The sequence below is a fragment of the Pedococcus dokdonensis genome (assembly GCF_900104525.1).
Classification (GTDB): domain Bacteria; phylum Actinomycetota; class Actinomycetes; order Actinomycetales; family Dermatophilaceae; genus Pedococcus; species Pedococcus dokdonensis.
The window spans coordinates 1049099-1070491 of the sequence record NZ_LT629711.1 but is presented as its reverse complement, the minus strand read 5'-3'; the positions used below and the strand labels follow the sequence as shown (position 1 = coordinate 1070491).

Sequence of the window (21393 nt, the reverse complement as noted above, 5' to 3'; positions counted from 1 at the left end):
CATGAGCGACGCCCCCGAAGAGACTCCCGACGAGAGCGCTGGCGACAGCCCGGCCACCGCCGTCGGCGCGGCCCTGCGCAGGGGTCCGTTCGGGGTGGGGGAGCGGGTCCAGCTGACCGACCCCAAGGGCCGGCTGCACACGATCACCCTCGAGGCCGGCCGGGAGTTCCACACGCACCGCGGGCGGCTGGCGCACGACGACCTCATCGGGACCCCCGACGGCTCGGTCGTGCGCAACACCGCGGGGGTGGAGTACCTCGCACTGCGACCGCTGCTGTCCGACTACGTGATGTCGATGCCACGCGGCGCCGCCGTCGTCTACCCCAAGGACGCCGGCCAGATCGTGACGATGGCCGACGTCTTCCCCGGCGCACGGGTGGTCGAGGCCGGCGTCGGTTCCGGCGCCCTGTCGATGTCGCTGCTGCGCGCCGTGGGCGAGCTCGGCCACGTGCACTCGTTCGAGCGGCGTGCGGACTTCGCCGACATCGCCAGGGGCAACGCCCGCGCCTTCTTCGGCCAGGACCACCCCGCGTGGCAGGTCACCGTGGGCGACCTCGTCGAGTCCCTGCCTGAGGCTGAGGAGCCGGGGTCGGTCGACCGGGTCGTCCTCGACATGCTGGCGCCGTGGGAGTGCCTCGACGTCGTCGCCGACGCACTGGCTCCGGGCGGCGTGGTCATCTGCTACGTCGCGACCGCGACCCAGCTGTCCCGTGTGGCCGAGGCACTGCGCGACCACGGCGGCTACACCGAGCCCGAGGCCTGGGAGTCGATGGTGCGCGGCTGGCACCTCGAGGGCCTCGCGGTGCGGCCCCAGCACCGGATGCACGGCCACACCGGGTTCCTGATCACCAGCAGGCGGCTGGCCCCCGGGTCACCCCGCCGTTGCGCAAGCGTCGGCCCGCCAAGGGCACGGCCGACGAGGAGGGCGCGCTCGAGAGCGGCCTGGCGTTCGGGTCCGAGAGCGACTTCACCGCCGAGGAGATGGGCGAGCGTGTCCCATCAGACAAGAAGATCCGTCGGCTTCGCCGTTCTGTGACTCAAACCTCCCCGACAGCGGAGTAGTTCGGGGTTAGGTTGGGTCATCGACCGGGTGTTCGACGGTCGGTAGCAGTCGTTCGCCACTCGAGGTCTTGAGGGAGCCGACATGACCGATCACGCCACGCCGGGTGACCACTCCGAGGAGCGCCGCCAGGCCGAGCTCCTCGCGGAGGAGGTTGCCGCCCTGCGCCAGCGCCTCGCCGATGCCCCCGTGCGGTCGCGCGAGCTCGAGACCAAGGTGCTCCAGCTCCAGTCCAACCTGGCCACCGTGTCATCGCAGAACGAGCGCCTCGTGCGGACCCTCAAGGAGGCCCGCGAGCAGATCGTGACGCTCAAGTCGGAGGTCGACCGGCTGGCCCAGCCGCCCGCCGCCTACGGCGTGATCCTCGAGTCCTACGACGACGCCACCGTCGACATCCTCACCGGTGGCCGCAAGATGCACGTCGCCGTGAGCCCCGCCGTCGACCCGGCCGAGCTGTCCAGCGGGCGCGAGGTGCGGCTCAACGAGGCGATGAACGTCGTGGCCACCTGCGGCTACGAGCGGATCGGCGAGGTCGTGATGATCAAGGAGCTGCTCGGCGAGGGGAGGGTGCTCGTGGTCGCGCACGCCGACGAGGAGCGCGTCGTGCGCATGGCCGAGTCGCTCGAGGGCGAGCCGATCCGGGTGGGCGACGCCCTGATGCTCGAGTCGCGCTCGGGCTTCGTCTACGAGCGGATCCCCAAGGCCGAGGTCTCCGAGCTGGTCCTCGAAGAGGTCCCCGACATCGACTACGAGGACATCGGCGGACTGGCCGGCCAGATCGAGGCGATCCGCGACGCCGTGGAGCTGCCCTACCTGCACCCCGACCTGTTCACCGAGCACCAGCTCAAGCCGCCGAAGGGAGTGCTGCTCTACGGGCCGCCCGGCTGTGGCAAGACGCTGATCGCCAAGGCCGTCGCCGCCTCCTTGGCGCGCAAGGTAGCCGAGAAGGAGGGCAAGCCGGTCGGCAAGTCGTTCTTCCTCAACATCAAGGGCCCCGAGCTGCTCAACAAGTACGTCGGTGAGACCGAGCGGCACATCCGGCTGATCTTCCAGCGGGCTCGGGAGAAGGCCTCCGGCGGCACGCCGGTCGTGGTGTTCTTCGACGAGATGGACAGCCTTTTCCGCACCCGTGGGTCGGGGGTCTCCAGCGATGTCGAGACCACGATCGTGCCCCAGCTGCTGTCGGAGATCGACGGTGTGGAGCGGCTCGAGAACGTCATCGTCATCGGCGCCTCCAACCGCGAGGACATGATCGACCCGGCCATCCTGCGTCCCGGTCGGCTCGACGTGAAGATCAAGATCGAGCGACCCGACGCCGAGAGCGCCCGCGACATCTTCACCAAGTACCTCGTGGCCGACCTGCCGCTGCACGAGCACGACCTCGCCGAGCACGGCGGCTCGCCGCAGGCGACGGTCGACGCGATGATCACCGCCACCGTGGAGCGGATGTACTCCGAGATCGAGGAGAACCGCTTCCTCGAGGTGACCTACGCCAACGGTGACAAGGAGGTCCTCTACTTCAAGGACTTCAACAGCGGCGCGATGATCCAGAACATCGTCGACCGGGCCAAGAAGATGGCGATCAAGGACTTCCTCACCCAGGGCCAGCGCGGCATCCGCGTCGACCACCTGCTCGCCAGCTGCGTCGACGAGTTCAAGGAGAACGAGGACCTGCCCAACACCACCAACCCCGACGACTGGGCCCGGATCTCCGGCAAGAAGGGCGAGCGGATCGTCTACATCCGCACGCTGATCACCGGCAAGAGCGGCACCGAGCCGGGTCGGTCGATCGACAACGTCGCCAACACGGGCCAGTACCTGTAGGAGCCGCGTCGCCGGTGGGCCCCGGCACGGTAGGACCTGCGTCACGATCGCTGGTCAAGGCTAACTTACTCTCGGTAAGGTGGCCTGCGTGGACCACCTGCTGCGCGACCCGTCGCTAATAGCCGTCCCGTTCTTCGTGCTGTTCATCGTGCTCGAGCTGATCGCGTTGCGGGTGCTCGAGACCGACGCCGACGCGCCCCGCGCGGGCTACGCCCGACGGGACTCGGCGGCGAGCCTGTCGATGGGGGTGGGCTCGGTCGTCGTGAACCTCGGGGCGCGGGCGCTGGCGCTGCTCGGCTACACCGCCCTGTATGCCGTGACCCCTCTGCGCCTCGACCCGCACGACTGGTGGACCTGGGTCATCGCGGTGCTGATGGTGGACCTCCTCTGGTACGCCTACCACCGCAGCAGCCACCGGATCCGGCTGCTGTGGGCGATGCACCAGGCCCACCACAGCAGCGTGCACTTCAACTACACGACGGCGCTGCGGCAGAAGTGGAACCCGTGGGGCGAGCTGCTCTTCTGGGTGCCGTTGCCGCTGGTGGGGCTGCCGCCGTGGATGATCTTCTTCGTCTTCTCGATCAACCTCGTCTACCAGTTCTGGGTGCACACCGAGACGGTGCCGAAGCTGTGGCGGCCCATCGAGCTGGTCTTCAACACCCCGTCGCACCACCGCGTCCACCATGCCAGCGACGCCGACTACCTGGACCGCAACTACGGCGGCATCCTGATCGTCTGGGACCGGTGGTTCGGGACCTTCCGCGAGGAGCAGCAGCGCCCCACCTACGGGCTCACCCACCCGGTCACGACCTACAACCCGTTCCGGCTGCAGTACGCCGAGTTCGCGCTGCTGTTCCGGCAGGTCAGGAAGGCCACCCGGTGGCGCGACCGGCTGGGCTACCTGTTCGCCCCGCCCGGGTGGTCACCCGAGTCCTGACGCAGGTCGACGCGTCAGGCGGCCGGGTCAGCGACGCGACGCTGCACGCTCGGCCCACCGGTTCAGGCCCTCGACGCCGAACCGGCCCACCTCGACCGCACACCGCCAGCCGACCAGGAAGATCCCCAGCAGCACGAGCGTGACCACGCCGAAGCTCCAGGCGAAGCCACCACCGGTCGCGACCCGCAGGACCAACCCGAACACGGCCGTCACGGCCCAGACGGTGGTCGATCCCGGCATCCGCACCGGCCAGCCCGAGCGACGCCGGGCCAGGAGCCAGCCGACCAGCAGCGCCACGACGAACGGCCAGGCGACCTGCAGGACACCCGCCCAGGTGGCGCCCTCGTCGTGGCTGACCCGGCCGACGAGGGCGAAGAGCAGCACGAGGACGAGGTCGACGCTGAGGGCGACGGCCACCGCCGTCGGGGTCGCGCTGCGACGAGGGTCGGCCATGTCTCTCAGGCGTGCACCTTGTCGAACAAGGTGGCCTGGGGCGGGGCGTGGGTGGGATCCACCCCGTCGAAGAGGCTGCTGACCGACTCGCCGGCGTGGATCCGCTTGATCGCCTCGGCGAACAGCTGCGCCACGGACCGCACCCGCAGCTCGGGCCAGTGGCTCGGGGCCGGGACGGTGTCGGTGGTGATCACCTCGCCGATCATCGGGTGCTCGCGCAGCCGCTCGACCGCCTTGCCCGCGAAGAGTCCGTGCGTGCAGGCGACGTCGGCCTGCGGGCAGCCCAGGTCGGCCAGCCGGTCGAGCAGCTCGACGATGGACCCGCCGGTGGCGATCTCGTCGTCGAGGATGATCGCCCGCTTCCCGGTCACGTCACCGACGATCGAGTCGATGATGACGCGGTCGTCGGCGAGCCGCTGCTTCGACCCGGCTGCGACCGGGAGGCCGAGCAGCCGGGCGAACTGGGTGGCCGTCTTGGCGTTGCCGAGGTCGGGCGAGACGACGACGGAGTTGGTGTGGTCGGCGCCGCGGAAGTGGTCGGCCAGCACGCCGATCGCGGTCAGGTGGTCGACCGGCACCGAGAAGAACCCGTGCACCTGTGGCGCGTGGAGGGTCATCGTGAGCACCCGGTCGACCCCGGCCGTCACGAGCATGTCGGCCACCAGCCGGCCACCCAGCGAGATCCGCGAGGCGTCCTTCTTGTCGGACCGGGCGTAGGCGTAGTGGGGGATCACGGCGGTGATCTGGGCGGCCGAGGCACCGCGGGCCGCGTCCACCATGAGCAGCAGCTCCATCAGGTGCTCCTGCGTCGGCGGCACGAGCGGCTGGACGATGTAGACGTCGCGCTGCCGGCAGTTGGCCAGCAGCTGCGCCTGGAGGCAGTCGTTGCTGAACCGCTTGATCTCGGCGGGGGAGAGCTGCACCCCGAGGGCCTCACAGATGCGGTGGGCCAGCCCGCGGTGGGCGCTCCCGCTGAAGACCACGATGTCGCGCAATGGCACTCCTGGTGGATGCGTGTCCGGCCGTGACGGGAACGAGCCTAACCCGCCGCCCTGCGCTGTGGCGCGTCGGCGGCATACAGGTGGCTGCGCAGCTCGGCGACGAGCTCCGCGCGGTGCTGCGCGGAGGTGGGGACCATGCCCGGGATGGAGGCGAAGCCGTGCGGCACCCGGACGTAGTTGGTCAGCCGGACCGGCACCCCTGCGGCAGCCAGGGCGTCGGCGTATCGGGCTCCGTCGTCGCGCAGGGGGTCGAGGTCCGCGGTCTGCACGAGCGCTGGTGGCAGGCCCTCGAGGTCACCGAAGAGCGGGGACAGCAGTGGATCGCGCCAGTTCGACCCGGTGGGTGCGTAGAGCGCGCGGAACGCGACGACGCTGGCGCGTGTCAGCATCGGCGCGTGGGCGTTGGCCGCGATGGACGGCGAGGCGAGCGTCATGTCGGTCGCGGGGTAGAGGAGGGCCTGGTGGCGGATGGGCGAGTCGCCACGGTCCCGGAGCAGCTGGGCTACCACTGCGGACAGGTTGCCGCCTGCGCTGTCGCCACAGAGCCCGATCCGGCTGGTGTCCGCCCGCAGCGCGGCGCCGTGGGACGCCACCCAGGCGGTCGCGTCGGTGGCGTCGAGGGCGGCAGTCGGTGCCGGGTGCTCGGGGGCAAGCCGGTAGTCGACGCTCACGACGACGGCTCGCACCTGCGCGGCGAGGAACGTGCACAAGGGGTCGTAGCTCACGACGTTGCCGCGCACGAAGCCGCCGCCGTGCAGGAAGACGATGACCGGCACGTCGACCTCGGTGTCGCGCACGGCGCGCGGTCGGTAGAGGCGCAACGGGATCTCGTAGCCGTCACGGGCCGGCGCGGTGCCGTAGGTGATCCCCACCGACCGGTCGACCGCACCGGTGACCCAGGAGAACGGCGGGCGGTCCGGGGTCACCGTCCCACGCTCGGCGCGGATCTCCTCGAGGGTCTGTCGCTCGACCGGCTTGCGCAGCCCGCCGTCGAGGAGGGCCGAGATGAGCGCAGTGCGCGGGTAGAGCGCGAAGGGGGAGTGCCGCATGGTCCGTCACTCTCTCACCTAGGGTGAGTGCATGAGCGCGGGAGTGGCATGACCGTCCGCAGGGTGATGGGGATCGAGACCGAGTACGGCATCTCCGTGCCCGGGGACCCCGCCGCCAACCCGATGATCCTGTCGGGACAGGTCGTCAACGCCTACGCCTCGGCGCAGGGGATCCGGGCGGCACACGCCTCGTGGGACTACGCCGACGAGGCGCCGCTGCGCGACGCCCGCGGCTTCGAGATGGGGCGCGGCGTCGCCGATCCGAGCCAGCTCACCGACGAGGAGGACCCGACCCTCGCGAACGTCGTCCTCACCAACGGCGCCCGTCTCTACGTCGACCACGCCCACCCGGAGTACTCCTCGCCCGAGGTGACGACCCCGCGGGCGGCGGTCGCCTTCGACCGGGCCGGCGAGGCGATCATGGCGGAGTCCGTGCGACGGCTGTCGCAGGTGCCCCCGGGGGTGAACCTCTACAAGAACAACACCGACGGCAAGGGGCAGTCCTACGGCACCCACGAGAACTACCTGATGCGCCGCGAGACCCCCTTCACCGACATCGTGCGGCACCTCGTGCCGTTCTTCGTCGCTCGCCAGGTCGTCACCGGGTCGGGCCGGGTCGGCATCGGGGTGGACTCCCGCACGGCGGGCTACCAGCTCAGCCAGCGCAGCGACTTCTTCGAGGTCGAGGTCGGGCTCGAGACCACCCTCAAGCGGCCGATCATCAACACCCGTGACGAGCCGCACGCCGTGGCCGACCTCTACCGGCGGCTGCACGTCATCATCGGCGACGCCAACCACTGCGACGTCGCCAACCTGCTCAAGCTCGGCATGACCTCACTGGTGCTCGCGATGATCGAGGACCGCGCGATCGATGCCGACCTCACGGTCGCCCGGCCGGTCGCGACCCTGCAGACCATCAGCCACGACCCCACCTGCACGGCTCTGCTCGAGCTGCGGGACGGCACCAAGCTGACTGCCGTGCAGCTGATGTGGCGCTACCACGGACTCGCCGAGCGCTACCTGGAGTCGCGGTATGCCGGTGCGCCCGATGACGACACCGCAGAGGTGATGCGGTGGTGGGGCACGGTCCTCGACAAGCTCGAGCGCGACCCGATGGAGGCCTCCCGTGAGCTCGACTGGGTGGCCAAGCAGCAGGTACTCCAGGGCTACATCGAGCGCGACGGGCTGGACTGGTCCGACTCGCGGCTGCGGGCCATCGACATCCAGTGGTCCGACGTGCGCCCCGATCGCGGGATCTTCCACAAGCTCCGGGCGGCCGGGCGGTTCGAGGAGCTCGTCTCCACCGAGACCGTGCTGGATGCCGTCCACGAGCCCCCGGTCGACACCAGGGCGTACTTCCGCGGCAAGTGCCTGGAGAAGTACCCCGACCAGATCGCGGCCGCCTCGTGGGACTCGGTGATCTTCGACATCCCCGGACAACCGTCCTTGCAGCGGGTCCCGATGCTCGAACCGCTGCGCGGCACGAGGGCGACCGTCGGTCCGCTCCTCGACCGCAGTCCGGACGCAGCCACGCTGTTGCGTGAGTTGGCGTCCGCATCGGGATAGGTTCGGACTAGGTTCAAGCACGAGGGTCCTCAGCACCAGGGCCACGACGAGAGGGTCACGCCAATGCCCAGCCAAGAGCAGAGCCGGCCACAGCGTCGCGACGACGCCCCTGACGAGGCGCCGGAGCCGACTCCTGCGGCCCCGGAGGCCACGGCCCGCAAGGAGAACCTCGACTCCGACATCGACAGCGTCCTCGACGAGATCGACGGCGTGCTCGAGTCCAACGCGGAGGAGTTCGTCCGGGGCTTCGTCCAGAAGGGCGGCCAGTGACCACTGGCGCCGACGCGGGCAGGCTGCCGGCGGCATACCTGTCCGCGGGCTCCTCCTCGTTCACCGAGTTCGTCGGCGCGCACGCGCCGTCCCTGCTGCCGTCGCGCCGGACGCTGCCGACCGGCAGCACCCTCGAGGCTCCGCACGGCACCACCATCGTGACGGCCACCTTCGACGGCGGCGTGGTGATGGCGGGCGACCGCCGCGCGACCATGGGCAACCTCATCGCCAACCGCGACATGGAGAAGGTCTTCGCCGGCGACGAGTACTCGGCCGTCGGCATCGCCGGGACCGCGGGGATCGCGATCGAGCTGGTCAAGCTGTTCCAGGTCGAGCTCGAGCACTACGAGAAGATCGAGGGCACGCTGCTCTCCCTGGAGGGCAAGGCCAACCGGCTCGCCACCATGATCCGCGGCAACCTCGGCATGGCCATGCAGGGCCTGTCGGTGGTGCCGCTCTTCGCCGGCTACGACCTCGACCGCCAGCTGGGCCGGATCTTCTCCTACGACGTGACCGGCGGCTGCTACGAGGAGCACGACCACCACAGCGTCGGCTCCGGCTCGCTGTTCGCGCGGGGTGCTCTCAAGAAGGTCTGGCGCCCGGGCCTGACGGCCGACCAGGTGGTCAGCGTGGCGATCGAGGCGCTCTACGACGCCGCCGACGACGACTCCGCCACCGGGGGGCCCGACGTGGGACGCCGGATCTGGCCGACGGTGGCCGTGGTGGGCGTCGAGGGCGTCCGGTTCGTCTCCGACGAGGAGCTGCGTGCGGTGGTCGAGGAAGTCATCGCCGCCCGCCAGGGCAACCCGGGGGGTGCGCGATGACGTCCATGCCGTTCTACGTCTCGCCCGAGCAGCTCATGAAGGATCGGGCCGACTACGCCCGCAAGGGCATCGCCCGGGGCCGCTCGGTGGTGGTGCTGGGCTACGACAAGGGCATCGCCTTCGTCGCCGAGAACCCCTCGCGGGCGCTGCACAAGGTCTCGGAGATCTACGACCGCATCGCCTTCGCCGCAGTGGGCAAGTACAACGAGTTCGAGAACCTGCGGGTCGCCGGTGTCCGGTATGCCGACCTGCGCGGCTACTCCTACGACCGCAGCGACGTGACTGCTCGCGGCCTGGCCAACGCCTACGCCCAGACCCTCGGCACGGTCTTCACCCAGGAGTCCAAGCCGTACGAGGTCGAGATCGTCGTGGCCGAGGTCGGCTCGACCGCCGACGAGGACCAGATCTACCGGCTCACCTATGACGGCTCCGTCGCCGACGAGCTCGGGTTCGTCGCCATGGGTGGCGCCGCCGAGTCCATCGAGTCCGGCCTGAAGGACCGCTGGAGCCCCGGTCTCAGCCTGGGCGATGCCCTCAGCCTCGCCGTGGGGCTGCTCGGCCAGGACCCGGCCGACCCCTCCGGGGGCCCGGCCCGCATGCTCACCGCGGCCCAGCTGGAGGTGGCGGTGCTGGACCGCGACCGGCCACGGCGCACGTTCCGCCGGATCGGCGGAGCCCTGCTCGACGCGCTGCTGAGCACCGACGACCCGACCAGCGACGCGCCGTCCGAGGACGACCCGACACCGGGCCGGCACGACACGCTGACCGGCGAGGGCTCACCCCGCGACGACGCGACCAACCCGCAGACCCAGCGGCCGGAGCAGGGTCCCGACCAGCCGTCTGGCGGCGCCGACGGTCAGCAGCCCGGTCAGCAGCCCGGTCCGGACCTGGACTCGCGCTCAGACGGGTAGCTTGGCGGCGAGCCAGGCCGTCGTCGCCGCCCACGCCTCCTGCGAGGCGCCGGCGTGGTGGAACACCGGCGAGGGGTTGTCGAAGGCGTGCCCGGCCCCCTCGTGGGTCACGAAGGTCACGTCGTCGTTGGTCGCGGTGACCGCGGCCTCGATCTCGCGCACCGTGTCGACCGGGATGTAGTCGTCATCGAGCCCGAAGTGGTGCAGGCTCGGGGCGTCGACCTGCGGGGCAAGCCCCAGCAGGGTGGGCAGCGCCGAGCCGTAGTAGCTCACGAGGGCGTCCGGTCCGGCTCCGGCCGTGGCCGCCACGGCCGCCACGTTGAAGGCCAGGCCACCGCCGAAGCAGAACCCGAGCAGGCCCACCGGGCCGTCCACCGCCGGGTGGTCGCGCAGCGCGGACAGGGCGGCCACCCCGTCGGAGACGGCCGCCTCCCAGTCGACCTTGCCCAGGAGCTCCATGGCGCGCGGCAGCCCGTCAGCCGCCTCGCTGACCACCTCGTCGCCGACCCGCCAGTACACGTGGGGGACGAGGACGACGTAGCCCAGGTCCGCGAGGTCGCCGGCCCGCCCGCGGATGTAGTCGGTGACGCCGAAGATCTCCTGGAAGAGGACGATGCCCGGGCCGGTGCCCGACGCGGGGAGGTAGACGTCGGCGGGCACCTCACCGTCAGGCACGTGGACAGGGTGGCTCGAGGCGGAGCTGGCAGTGGTCATGCCCCCAACGTATGCCGCGTCGGCCCTGGCGTGGGGCCGACACGGCATACCTCCTGCGTGGGTGACCGTCAGGCGCTGGGAGCCTCGGCGTAGCGCAGGTAGGGCTTGACCACCTCGACGTCCTTGAACCGCTGCCGGGCGTCCTCGGTGGAGACCGTGGGGGCCACGATGATCCGCTCGCCGGCCTTCCAGTCGGCCGGGGTGGAGAAGGGGCCGGCGTCGTTGACCTGGAGGGCGTCGAGCGCGCGCAGGATCTCGTCGAAGTTGCGCCCGGCGCTCTTGGGGTAGGTCAGCGACAGTCGCACCTTGCCGGCCGGGTCGATCAGGAAGACCGAGCGGACCGGCGAGGTGTCCCCGGCGCCGGGGTGGATCATGTCGTAGAGCTCGGCCACCTCGCGGTCCTTGTCGGCGACGATCGGGTAGGTGACGGCCGAGCCGGAGACCTCCTCGATGTCGGCCTTCCACGCGGTGTGGTCCTCGAGGGCGTCGACGGACACGGCCAGCACCTTGGTATTGCGCGCGGCCCACTCGTCCTTGAGCTGGGCCACCCGCCCGAGCTCGGTCGTGCAGACGGGGGTGAAGTCGGCCGGGTGGCTGAACAGCACGGCCCAGCCGTCACCCTTCCAGTCGGAGAAGGTGAGCTCGCCCTCGGTGGTCTGGGCGGTGAAGTCGGGGGCGTCGTCGCCCAGTCGCAGCGTGGCCATGACGGTCCTCTCGGAAGTAACGCGATGTTTGTCGTGCCCAAACATGCCGTTATCTGCTCACCTCGTGGATGCCGCGTCCGGATGCTGGTACCGGATCGAGCAAGCCAGTGCGAGCAGACCAGTGCGCCCCGGGGGCGCGGTCGTCAGGCGCGCGCCTCGGCCAGCAGGGCGACCTCGTCGGCGGGGGACAACCCCGCCTTGCGCCTCCGGCCGGGACCGGCGGAGAGCTCCCACGCCAGCGTGTCGGCGAGGGTCTGGTCGAGGGGGCGGGCAACCAGGCCCAACGCCTCGGCAGCCACCGTGCTCCGGGCCATGAAGCCCGCGTAGTCGGGCAGCGGGAGCCAGAGGGGCAGGCTGCGCTCGCCGGACCACGGCTCGACCTGGTGGGCGGCCAGCCAGTCCTGGTCGACCGCCACCACCTCTCCCGTGTGCCCGGCGACCGAGCGGGCCGCGGCCAGGTGGTCCGCCAACGGGACGGTCGGGCCGCTGGCGTTCACCACGCCGGACCCGCCGTCCAGCCCGGCCGCGACCAACCAGTGTGCGAGGTCGCGGACGTCGAGCACCTGGGTGAGCAGGGGACTGTCCGGCACGAGCACGGCGCCGTCGGCGCCCGCCGGGTGGGCGAAGCGCAGCGGCCAGTAACCGGTGCGGTCGGTGTGGTCGCCCGGTCCGGCAATGAGACCCGAGCGGGCCACCAGGGCGCGGTCGGGCAGTGCATCCAGCACGAGACGTTCGCAGGCGACCTTGCGGGCGCCATAGGTCTCCCAACCCTCGTCGTCGCCCTCGTGGGCCTCGAGCAGCGCAGCGGTCTCGTCGGCACCCGGGGCGTCCTCACCCGCATACACCGACGCGGAGGACACGAAGACCCAGGAGGACGTCCGGTCCGCCAGCGCTCGCACGGCACCGGCCACCTGGCTGGGCTGGCGCGCCACGTCGACCACGACGTCCCAGTGCCGGACCCGCACCGCGTCGTAGGCGTCGGGCGACCCCCGGTCGGCGGTCACCACCGCCACGTCAGCCGGTGCGGCGCCCGACTGTCCGCGGGCCAGGATGGTGACGTCCTGCCCCAGCGCCACCCCCGCGTCGGCGATCTCACGTCCGAGCCACGCGGTACCACCGAGCACGAGCAGCGACATGCCCCCACGCAACCAGCGGGCGTGGGGGCATGTCGAGGAGTTGTGCTGTGGGCGTAGCCCTCGGTCAGGCGCGGCTGCCGGCCGGCTCGTCCACCTCGGAGTCAGCGTCCTCGTCGTCGTCAGCGTCGTCGTCCTCGTCGTCGTCGTCGGACTCGTCGGACTCATCGGACTCGTCGAGCTGGTCGTCCTGGTCGAGCAGGTCTGCGTCCTGCGCGTCGGCGGACTCCTCGACGGAGTCGGCACCGGCCTCCTCCTGCCCGACGACGTCGTCGTCGGCCTCGGCCGCGGGTGCCTCGTCAGACGCTGCGGCGACCGGCGCCTCGGTCGCCGGCTGCGCGGCGGGAGCTGCGTGCTGTTCGTCGAGCGAGTCGACCATGGCCGCGCCCCCGAGGGTGGCGAGCATCTGGCGGACGTTGCTCAGCTGGGCGGTGATGCTGTCGCGCCGCTGGGTGGCCGCCGACAGCTCGCGCTCGGAGTCGCGGCGGATCCGGTCGGCCTGCTCGCGGGCCGACGCGACGAGCTGCTCGGCCTCGGCCCGGGCCGACTCGAGGGCGCGCTGGCTCTCGGTCTGGGCGTCGGCGTGGGCCCGCTCACTGTCGGCCGCCAGGGTGGTCGCGCGCTCCTGAGCCTGGGTCAGGGCGTCCTCGTAGGCGGCCATCTGGGCGGAGAACTCGGCGGCGGCCTTGTCGCGGCGCTGCCCGAGGGTGGCCTCGAAGTCGGCCGCCGCTGCGGCGGCTCGGGCCCGCTGGTGCTCGTAGAAGGCCTCGGCCTCCTCGCGACGGGCGGAGGCCTCGCGGTCGGCGTCGTCGAGGATGCTGTCGGCCTGCTGCTTGGCCTTCTCGACCACCTGGGTGGCCTGGGCGTCGGCCTTGGTGCGGACGTCCTCGGCGTAGCGGTCGGCCTCGGCGCGGACCCGGTCGGACTCCAGGGTGGTCGTGCCCTTGAGGGTCTCGGCGTCAGCACGCGCGTTGGCGCGGATCTCGTCGGCCTCCTCGTCGGCGAGACCGAGGATGGTGCCGATCCGCTCGCCGAGGTTGGCGTAGGTCGGCGCGGCGGCCCTGCTCTGCTCCTCACGGAGGCCGGCCAGCTCCTGAGCGGTGCTGGTCTGCTCCTCCTGGGCGCGGGCGAGCGCCGCCCTGAGCTCGCTGACCTCGACGGTGCGCTCGGCGGCCTCCTGCCGCGCCTGGTCGAGGGCACCCGCGTGCTCCGCACGCCACTGGTCGACCTGGGCCGGGTCGTAGCCGCGCAGGACGCTGCGGAAGGAGGTGGTGTCACTCATGGTCGTTCCGTTCTTGGTGGGGGGAGGGGGCGGGGTGGTCTGCGTGGACTTCATCGTCTGCGTGGACTTCATCGTCTGGGTGGCCGGCAGGGTCGGCCCTGGAGCGGTCGGGCACGGCCAGCGCGTCGATCACCCCGGAGAGGTGGCCGAGCTGGGTCGTGATGTCCTGGCGGCGGGAGGCCAGCGCCGCCACCTCGGACCGCGCCCGGTCGAGCATGGCGCGGGCCTCCTCGCGCACCCGGTCGGCATCGGCCCGGGCCTGGGCCGTCGTGCTCACCAGCTCTTCGCGGGCGATGCGGTGGGACTCGTGGGTCTCGCGCTGGAGCCGCTCGATCTCCTGGGCGGTGCGCTCGCGGACCAGCCGGGCCGCCTTCTCGGCCTCCTCGAGCCGGCGGGCCGCCCGCTCGTCGGCGCCCCGCTCGGTCTCCGCGGCGGTCGAGAGGACGCGTTCGGCCTCGGCCTGCGCGGCCGCGGTGGTGCGATCGGCCTGGGCCTGCGCGGCGGCCATCACGGCCTCGGCCTGCGCCCGCAGCCGGTCCGACTCCAGGCGGGCCGACTCGCGGTCGGAACGGGCCCGGTGGGCGGTCTGGGCGAGTGCGGTCTGGATCAGGTGGCGACGGGAGCGGACCCGCGTCGCGAGCTCCCGGTGGGTCTCCTTGCGCAGACGGCGCACCTCCGCGTCACCCTCGTCGAGGATCCGGCGGACGGTCTCCTGGCCCCACTTGAGGTGGTCCTCGGCCTGCGTCATGATCTCGCCGGCCTCGGCGTGCGCCCGGTCGACGCGCTCCTGGGCCTCCCTCCGCGCCTGCTCGAGGAGTGCCGCGGCCTTGGTGGCCGTCTCCTCGTGGTGGATCGCAGCAGCCCCCATCACCCGCTCGCCCTCGATCTGCGCCTCCTCGCGCAGCCGGGCGGCTTCGGCCGTGGCCTCGTCCATCAGGGCGGCGCGAGCGGCCTGCTCCTGCTCGTCCCGCTCGGCGAAGTGGGCGTCCATCTTCTCGACGCCGGCCCGGAAGTCTGCGTCGCGCGCCGCCTCGTGCTCGGCATACCGGGCCATCGCGGCGTCGTAGTCGCTCTGGGCGCTGGCCCGCAGGGCCTCGGCCCGGGCACTGGCCTCGTCGATCAGGGCCGACGCCTCGGCGCGGGCGGAGGTGACCGCCTCGTCGCTCGTGCGGCTGGCCGACTCGGTGAGCATCGAGGCCTGCTCCGTGGCGTCCGCGACCAGCGACTCGGCCTCACGGGTGGCCTCCTCGAGGGCGCGACCGGCCTGCTCCCGGTCGCGCACCGCGTCGGCGTGCTGGCGCTGCGCATCGTCGAGGAGGGTCTGGACCTCGTCCCGGATGCGCGCGGCGTCGTCGCGGGCGGCGGCGAGGACCTGGTCGGTCTCCGCACGCATCGCGTCGGCATAGGCCTGGGCGCGTTCGAGGATGGACTGGGTGTGCCGCGTGAGGTCGCCCACCTGGGTGGTGGTCGAGCCGGCCGCGCGACTCCCCGCGTCCGCTGCGTGGGCGTCGGGCATGGCGCCCATGATTCCACGGTGCGTCAACCTCGCGGACCAAAGGCTCGTAAAGCCTAGAGTGGGTGCATGGACCGTCGGATCTTCGGGATCGAGAACGAGTACGGCATCACGTGCACGTTCGAGGGCCAGCGCCGGCTGACTCCCGACGAGGTCGCCCGCTACCTGTTCCGCAAGGTCGTGTCGTGGGGCCGGTCGTCCAACGTGTTCCTGTCCAACGGCAGCCGCCTCTACCTCGACGTCGGGTCGCACCCCGAGTACGCCACGCCCGAGTGCGACCACGTCCGCCAGCTGGTCGTCCACGACAAGGCCGGCGAGCGGATCATCGAGGGCCTGGTCGCCGACGCCCAGGAGCGGCTCACCGAAGAGGGCATCGAGGGCGAGATCTACGTCTTCAAGAACAACACCGACTCGGCCGGCAACTCCTACGGCTGCCACGAGAACTTCCTGGTCGGGCGGGCGGGGGAGTTCCAGCAGCTCTCCGACGTGCTCATCCCGTTCCTGGTCAGCCGCCAGATCACCTGCGGCGCCGGCAAGGTGGTCACGACCTCCAAGGGCGCCACCTACTGCGTCAGCCAGCGCGCCGACCACATCTGGGAAGGCGTCTCCTCGGCGACCACCCGCAGCCGCCCGATCATCAACACCCGCGACGAGCCGCACGCCGACGCCGAGCGCTACCGCCGCCTCCACGTCATCGTGGGCGACTCCAACATGAGCGAGACCACCACCATGCTCAAGGTGGGTTCGGCCGACCTCGTGCTGCGGATGATCGAGGCCGGGGTGGTGGTGCGCGACCTCACCCTCGAGAACCCGATCCGCGCGATCCGCGAGATGAGCCACGACATGACCGGTCGCAAGACGGTCCGCCTGAGCAACGGGCGCGAGCTCTCCGCGCTGCAGATCCAGTCCGAGTACCTCGAGCGGGCCCAGACCTTCGCCGACCGCGAAGGACTCGAGGACCCGATCCACAAGCAGGTGCTCGACCTCTGGGAGCGCACCCTGCGGGCCGTCGAGTCCGGAGACCTGTCGCTGGTCGACACCGAGATCGACTGGGTGATCAAGCACAAGCTGATCACCGGCTACATGGCCAAGCACGACCTGCCGATGGAGCACGCCCGGATCGCCCAGCTCGACCTCGCCTACCACGACGTCAACCGCGAGCGCGGGGTCTTCTACCTGCTCCAGAAGCACGGCCGGGCGGCGCGGATCACCACCGACCCCGAGGTCTTCGAGGCCAAGACCGTGCCTCCGCAGACCACCCGCGCCAAGCTGCGCGGCGACTTCATCAAGGCGGCCCAGGAGCACCGGCGCGACTTCACGGTCGACTGGGTGCACCTCAAGCTCAACGACCAGGCCCAGCGCACCGTGTTGTGCAAGGACCCGTTCGCAGCAGTGGACGCACGGGTCGACCGGCTCATCGAGGGCATGCGCGGCTGAGGAGCAACTGCCGCGAATCGGGCTTTGCCAGCCGTGAAGGTTATGGTGGGCGCTGGTTCCGTGCCCCCAGCGAAAGTCCCACACCGTGCATCTGCGACGTTTTCCTGCCCTCACCGCTGCCGCTCTCGCGGCGGCCCTGGCGCTCACCGGCTGTGGTGACGACACGGTGGCGAAGGGCTCGGCTCTCGACAAGGTCACCGTGAGCGGGGGCAGCGACACGACGGCCCCGACGGTGTCGGTCAGCCCCAAGCCGCTCTCGGTCACCGAGACCACGACCAAGGTCGTCAAGGCCGGCACCGGCGAGACGGTGAAGGGCGACGAGATCGTCAGCCTCAACTACGTCCTGGTCAACGGCAAGGACGCCTCGGTGCTGGACACCAACTTCGGCAAGCAGAAGCTGGGCCTGAACCTCGGCGCCAGCGACCTGCTGCCGGGTCTGAAGAAGGGGCTGCTCAACCAGAAGATCGGTTCGCGCGTGCTCGTGGCCATGCCCCCGAAGGACGCGTTCGGCACCCAGGGCAACGCGGACATCAAGGTGGCCGGCACCGACACGGTCGTCTTCCTGATGGACCTGATCTCGGCGACCAAGCCGCTCGCCTCGGCCGAGGGCAAGGAGGTCAAGCCGGCCGCCGGCCTGCCGCAGGTCCAGGTCGAGTCCGGCAAGGCCGCCACCATCACCATCCCGAAGGGCAAGAAGCCGCCGACCAAGACGGTGGGCCAGCTGCTCATCGAGGGCACCGGCGCCAAGGTCGCTGCCGGCCAGACCATCCGGGTCACCTACACCGGCGCACTCTGGAAGGACGGGTCGGTCTTCGACTCGTCGGCCAACAGTCCCGAGAAGTACTTCGAGACCGTGATCGGCAAGCAGCAGGTCATCAAGGCCTGGGACGCCCAGCTCGTCGGCAAGGCGGTGGGCAGCCGGGTCCTGATGGTCGTCCCGCCGGCCGATGGCTACGGCGCGGCCGGCAGCCCCCCGAAGATCAAGGGCACCGACACGCTCGTCTTCGTGGTCGACATCCTCGCGGCCTACTGACCCGACCCCGACCCCGCCCCACTTCGCACCAGCCCCCGACCACTCTCCCAAGGAGCATCCCGATGGGTTTCGACCCCAACACCACCAAGCCCGAGATCGACTTCCCCGGCGACGAGGCCCCCAGCGAGCTGGTCATCGAGGACATCACCGAGGGTGACGGCCAGGAGGCCGGCGCCGGCGACACCATCTCGGCGCACTACGTCGGCGTGGCGCACTCGACCGGTGAGGAGTTCGACGCGTCCTGGAACCGCGGCGCACCGCTGTCCTTCCGGCTGGGTGTCGGCCAGGTCATCCGCGGCTGGGACGACGGCATCGTCGGCATGAAGGTCGGCGGCCGGCGCAAGCTGGTCATCCCGCCGCACCTGGGCTACGGCGACCGGGGCGCCGGTGGCGCGATCAAGCCGGGCGAGACCCTGATCTTCGTGGTCGACCTCGTGGACGTCCGCTGACCCGGCTCAGTCGAGAGACCCTGCACGAGGCTGGGTCACTGCTCCGCCACACGGGGCAGTGACCCAGCCTCTCGCACTCGGGTGATCGACGGTCAGCTCTCCAGCAGCCGGGCGGCATGCCGTCCGGCTGCTGCGCTGTAGAGGAACGCGGCGTGGTCCTCGTCGAGGCCGCGGCCCATGGTCGACAGCCGCACCGGCACCGCGCGCAGGGCGGCATCCAGGCCCTCGGCGTCCACCTCCCGCACCCGCAGGGCGCCCTGTGCCTCCCGCACCAGACGGTGCGCCTGGTCGGCGACCAGCAGCCCGAACTCGGTCGGGTCGACGGGCAGCGGCAGGTCCGCTGCCACCAGGCAGATCCGTCCATAGGCCGTGGTGCTGTGGTGTGAGATGCCGCGGTGCCGGTCGCGCGCGTCGGCGTCCGACACCCGCAGCGCCGCGATCCCGCGGCCGCCGAGGGTGCCGACGGCGTTGAGCGCCTCCCCGGCAGCCACCCCCGTGTAACCCCAGGGGGTCCCGGTGCCGACGTTGCCCGGCCCCTGGATGACGACGGCGATGTCCGCACCCAGGACGTGGCGGGCCGCCAGCAGCCCCGAGTGCAGCGTGACCGCCTCGTGCTGCCCGCCGTACGCCTGTCCCACGGTCACCGTGCCGGCCAGCCAGCCGTGCTCGCTGAGGGTGGCGACGTTGCGCGAGAAGGCGAGGGGGAGCGCTCCACCGTCGGTCATCAGGTAGACGACGCGGGCGTGCGGGCGGTCGAGCCGGATCCCGGCCAGGACCGCGGGCAGGGCCGAGTGCAGGTCGGCCACGACGACGGGCATCCCCTGGAGGTCGCCGGACGCCGCCAGCGGTCCGGTCATGACGTCGTGGTGCGGGCTGTCCTGCTCGTCGACCGCCATGAACATCTGCTGTTGAGGGGTGTACCTCGCCTTGACGATGTGGCCGTCGGAGGCTTCCGGGTCCGCCGGCAGGCGGTCAGGAGCAGCCACCACGAACGCGAGGCCGCCGGTGCCCAGTCCCCGGAGCAGCGCGGAGGCGTTGAGCAGCACCCGGTCGCCCACCTGCGGCTCGCCCACGAGCGCGGTGTAGGCCAGCGCGCGCACGAGGTCGTCGTCGGCACCGTTGCTCCCGGCCAGCCGCACGGCATACTCCACGGCGCCCGGCCAGCGGCCACGCACCTCCTCGACCGTTCCCTCGCGCCACTGCATCACGACACGCAGACTAGCCACGGAGGGTGGGTGCCACTCGGGTAGCGTCGGGCGGGTGAGTTCCCCCACCGGTCCGGCGGCCAAGACCGAGCGCCTGCTCAACCTCGTGCTCTGCCTGCTCTACACCCGCCGCCCCCTGCCCAAGTCGCGGATCCGCGCCGTCGTGCCCCAGTACGGCGACGCCGCGAGCGATGAGGCCTTCGACCGGATGTTCGAGCGCGACAAGGACGAGCTGCGCGAGCTGGGCATCCCGCTGGTGACCGAGGACATCGGGGGAGCGTGGGACGACGAGGTCGGCTACCGCATCGACCAGCGCGAGTACGCCCTGCCCGACATCTCCTTCGAGGCCGACGAGCTGGCCGTGCTCGGTCTGGCCAGCCGCACCTGGGCGCACGCCTCGCTCGCGGGTCCGGCGGCGCAGGCGCTGCGCAAGCTCAAGGCCGCCGACATCGAGCGCGACGGTGACTCGCTGGTCGGCATCGAACCGCGGCTGGGCACGAGCGAGCCGGCGTTCGAGCCGGTGAAGAACGCCGTGGTGGGTCAGCGCACCATCTCGTTCGGCTACCGCACCGGTGGCCAGGGCGACGTGGCGACCCGGGTGGTCCAGCCCTGGGGGCTCGCCTCGTGGCACGGCCGCTGGTACCTCACCGGCTTCGACCTCGACCGCGCCGCCCCGCGCGTGTTCCGGCTGTCCCGCATCGACGGCGACGTCACCGAGGTCAGGAAGGCCGCGCCGTATGCCGTGCCCGCCGACCACCGCGCGCAGGAGATGGTCCGCAGCTCGGTTGGCGAGCAGCCGACGCGCGATGCGGTCGTGCGCGTCCGCGAGGGCCGTGGCAACACGCTGCGCCGCCGGGCGACCACGACGACCGACCAGGGGGAGTGGAGTGAGCTGGTGGTGCCCTACGGCGACGACGATGCCCTGGCCGACGAGGTGTGCGGCTACGGCGCCGACGTGGTCGTGATCTCGCCACCGGAGGTGCGCGAGCTCGTCGTCCAGCGCCTGCGCGGCGCGCTCGTGGCCCACGGCGGCGGTGCCGCATGACTCCGCCCGCGCCCAAGGCCCGCACCGCACCCGAGACGGCCACCGACCGGCTCGCCAGGCTGCTGACGATGGTGCCGTGGCTGGTCAACCGGCAGGGCATCGACCTCGATGAGGCAGCACGCGAGCTCGGCATCAGCGTCGACCAGCTCGAGACCGACCTGCGGTTGCTCTACCTGTGCGGCTACGGGCAGATGCCCGACGAGCTGATCGACGCCCAGTGGGAGAACGGCCGGGTCTTCGTGACCAACGCCGACACGATTGCCCGGCCGTTGCGGCTCGGCCGCGACGAGGCCCTGACGCTGATGGTGGGCCTGCGCGCCCTGGCCTCCGTGCCGGGGCTGGGGGAGCGCGACGCGATCGAGCGGGCGATGGCCAAGCTCGAGGAGGCCACCGGCGCCAGCGCCGAGGCGGCCGCCCGTGTCGAGGTCGCGATCAACGAGGGTGTCGAGGCCGACCTGCTGGCCGACGCCCGCCGTGCCGTCGAGGGGCACCGCCGGGTGCACCTGCGCTACCTCGTGCCGAGCCGCGACGAGGCCACCGAGCGCGACGTCGACCCGATGCGGGTCGTCAACCTCGACTCGCGCTGGTACCTCGAGGGGTGGTGCCACCTCGCCCAGGACACCCGGACCTTCCGGATGGACCGGATCGCCGCGCTCGAGGTGCTCGACATGGACGGCACCCCGCCAGCCGATGCCCAGCTGCGCGACCTCGACCTCGGGGCGTTCACCCCGCGACCCGACGACACCGCCGTGACCTTGCGGCTGCAGCCCGGCGCGACCTGGGTGAGCGACTACTACCCGGTCGACTCGGTCGAGACCGGGCCAGACGGGTCGCAGACCGTCACCCTGCGCACGGCCGACACCCTCTGGCTGCGCCGCCTGGTCTGGCGCCTGGGTGGACGCGGCGTCGTGCTGTCACCGCCGGAGGTGGCGACATCGGTCCGCCAGGGGGCGGAGGATGCCCTGGCCGCCTACGAGTAGGGT

The 21393-nt window shown here is 71.5% G+C and carries 20 protein-coding genes and 1 pseudogene; 12 read left to right on the top strand and 9 right to left on the bottom strand.

Translation table 11 applies throughout. From position 1 onward, the window contains the following. Position 1: 1 nt before the first annotated feature. From BLQ34_RS05225 to BLQ34_RS05215, 3 genes and pseudogenes are all read left to right on the top strand, one after another. A pseudogene (locus BLQ34_RS05225) lies at positions 2 to 1062 on the top strand (tRNA (adenine-N1)-methyltransferase). An 82-nt stretch (positions 1063 to 1144) separates the two neighbouring features. Further along, positions 1145 to 2884 (top strand): proteasome ATPase, encoded by a 1740-nt coding sequence (gene arc / locus BLQ34_RS05220; RefSeq protein ID WP_091782457.1) that lies wholly within the window; start codon positions 1145 to 1147, stop codon positions 2882 to 2884. An 88-nt stretch (positions 2885 to 2972) separates the two neighbouring features. Next, positions 2973 to 3821: a sterol desaturase family protein gene (locus tag BLQ34_RS05215; protein WP_231961454.1), complete on the top strand. Its 849-nt coding sequence runs from the start codon at positions 2973 to 2975 to the stop codon at positions 3819 to 3821. Positions 3822 to 3848: 27 nt separating this feature from the next. Here the strand turns inward: BLQ34_RS05215 and BLQ34_RS05210 are convergent, their stop codons facing one another. From BLQ34_RS05210 to BLQ34_RS05200, 3 genes are read right to left on the bottom strand one after another with little or no spacing between them, the layout of a single operon-like run. Further along, positions 3849 to 4274, bottom strand: coding sequence for a DUF3054 domain-containing protein (locus tag BLQ34_RS05210; RefSeq protein WP_091782454.1), 426 nt, complete (start codon positions 4272 to 4274; stop codon positions 3849 to 3851). A gap of 5 nt (positions 4275 to 4279) precedes the next feature. Next, complete coding sequence (locus BLQ34_RS05205; protein ID WP_091782452.1) at positions 4280 to 5269, bottom strand: ribose-phosphate diphosphokinase; 990 nt, start codon at positions 5267 to 5269, stop codon at positions 4280 to 4282. 44 nt (positions 5270 to 5313) lie between these two features. Then, positions 5314 to 6324 (bottom strand): alpha/beta hydrolase, encoded by a 1011-nt coding sequence (locus BLQ34_RS05200; protein WP_091782449.1) that lies wholly within the window; start codon positions 6322 to 6324, stop codon positions 5314 to 5316. A 48-nt stretch (positions 6325 to 6372) separates the two neighbouring features. Between BLQ34_RS05200 and dop the strand changes: the two genes are divergently transcribed. The 4 genes from dop (at position 6373) to prcA (ending at position 9895) form a co-directional block, all read left to right on the top strand. Next, complete coding sequence (gene dop / locus BLQ34_RS05195; protein ID WP_091782447.1) at positions 6373 to 7890, top strand: depupylase/deamidase Dop; 1518 nt, start codon at positions 6373 to 6375, stop codon at positions 7888 to 7890. Positions 7891 to 7953: 63 nt separating this feature from the next. Next, positions 7954 to 8160 (top strand): ubiquitin-like protein Pup, encoded by a 207-nt coding sequence (locus BLQ34_RS05190; RefSeq protein ID WP_056914404.1) that lies wholly within the window; start codon positions 7954 to 7956, stop codon positions 8158 to 8160. Beyond that, positions 8157 to 8984: a proteasome subunit beta gene (gene prcB / locus BLQ34_RS05185; protein WP_091782444.1), complete on the top strand. Its 828-nt coding sequence runs from the start codon at positions 8157 to 8159 to the stop codon at positions 8982 to 8984. Before BLQ34_RS05190 ends, prcB begins: the two co-directional genes overlap by 4 nt. Continuing rightward, positions 8981 to 9895, top strand: a complete 915-nt coding sequence (prcA, locus tag BLQ34_RS05180; protein WP_091782441.1) for a proteasome subunit alpha — start codon at positions 8981 to 8983, stop codon at positions 9893 to 9895. Before prcB ends, prcA begins: the two co-directional genes overlap by 4 nt. Here the strand turns inward: prcA and BLQ34_RS05175 are convergent. From BLQ34_RS05175 to BLQ34_RS05155, 5 genes are all read right to left on the bottom strand, one after another. Beyond that, entirely contained in the window at positions 9884 to 10609 is a 726-nt protein-coding gene (locus BLQ34_RS05175) for a dienelactone hydrolase family protein (protein ID WP_091782439.1), read from the bottom strand. The two genes, prcA and BLQ34_RS05175, sit on opposite strands and share 12 nt — an antisense overlap. 68 nt (positions 10610 to 10677) lie before the next feature. Then, positions 10678 to 11313, bottom strand: coding sequence for a peroxiredoxin (locus BLQ34_RS05170; RefSeq protein WP_091782437.1), 636 nt, complete (start codon positions 11311 to 11313; stop codon positions 10678 to 10680). A gap of 143 nt (positions 11314 to 11456) precedes the next feature. Then, positions 11457 to 12449 carry an NAD-dependent epimerase/dehydratase family protein gene (locus BLQ34_RS05165; protein WP_091782435.1) on the bottom strand — a complete coding sequence of 331 codons (993 nt, stop codon included), beginning with the start codon at positions 12447 to 12449 and terminating at the stop codon, positions 11457 to 11459. A gap of 64 nt (positions 12450 to 12513) precedes the next feature. Beyond that, a complete protein-coding gene (locus tag BLQ34_RS05160) occupies positions 12514 to 13728 on the bottom strand; it encodes a coiled-coil domain-containing protein (protein ID WP_091782433.1) in 1215 nt (404 codons plus the stop codon). Further along, positions 13721 to 15253: a hypothetical protein gene (locus tag BLQ34_RS05155; protein ID WP_091782431.1), complete on the bottom strand. Its 1533-nt coding sequence runs from the start codon at positions 15251 to 15253 to the stop codon at positions 13721 to 13723. The genes BLQ34_RS05160 and BLQ34_RS05155 overlap by 8 nt, the downstream gene beginning before the upstream one ends. Positions 15254 to 15310: 57 nt before the next feature. Here BLQ34_RS05155 and pafA point away from each other — a divergent pair, with 57 nt between their 5' ends. The 3 genes from pafA (at position 15311) to BLQ34_RS05140 (ending at position 18160) form a co-directional block, all read left to right on the top strand. Beyond that, complete coding sequence (gene pafA / locus BLQ34_RS05150; RefSeq protein WP_091782428.1) at positions 15311 to 16678, top strand: Pup--protein ligase; 1368 nt, start codon at positions 15311 to 15313, stop codon at positions 16676 to 16678. A gap of 85 nt (positions 16679 to 16763) precedes the next feature. Beyond that, the gene (locus BLQ34_RS05145; RefSeq protein ID WP_091782425.1) at positions 16764 to 17711 is read left to right on the top strand and encodes an FKBP-type peptidyl-prolyl cis-trans isomerase; all 948 of its coding nucleotides are present in this window, start codon (positions 16764 to 16766) and stop codon (positions 17709 to 17711) included. 62 nt (positions 17712 to 17773) lie between these two features. Further along, positions 17774 to 18160, top strand: coding sequence for an FKBP-type peptidyl-prolyl cis-trans isomerase (locus BLQ34_RS05140; protein WP_091782422.1), 387 nt, complete (start codon positions 17774 to 17776; stop codon positions 18158 to 18160). Positions 18161 to 18252: 92 nt separating this feature from the next. Here BLQ34_RS05140 and BLQ34_RS05135 read toward each other — a convergent pair whose 3' ends face one another. Continuing rightward, on the bottom strand, positions 18253 to 19368 hold the full coding sequence (locus tag BLQ34_RS05135) for a DUF3866 family protein (RefSeq protein WP_091782419.1): 1116 nt from the start codon (positions 19366 to 19368) through the stop codon (positions 18253 to 18255). A gap of 52 nt (positions 19369 to 19420) precedes the next feature. Here BLQ34_RS05135 and BLQ34_RS05130 point away from each other — a divergent pair, with 52 nt between their 5' ends. Continuing rightward, the gene (locus BLQ34_RS05130) at positions 19421 to 20410 is read left to right on the top strand and encodes a helix-turn-helix transcriptional regulator (protein ID WP_091782399.1); all 990 of its coding nucleotides are present in this window, start codon (positions 19421 to 19423) and stop codon (positions 20408 to 20410) included. After that, positions 20407 to 21390 (top strand): helix-turn-helix transcriptional regulator, encoded by a 984-nt coding sequence (locus tag BLQ34_RS05125; RefSeq protein WP_091782396.1) that lies wholly within the window; start codon positions 20407 to 20409, stop codon positions 21388 to 21390. Before BLQ34_RS05130 ends, BLQ34_RS05125 begins: the two co-directional genes overlap by 4 nt. Positions 21391 to 21393 lie beyond the last annotated feature (3 nt).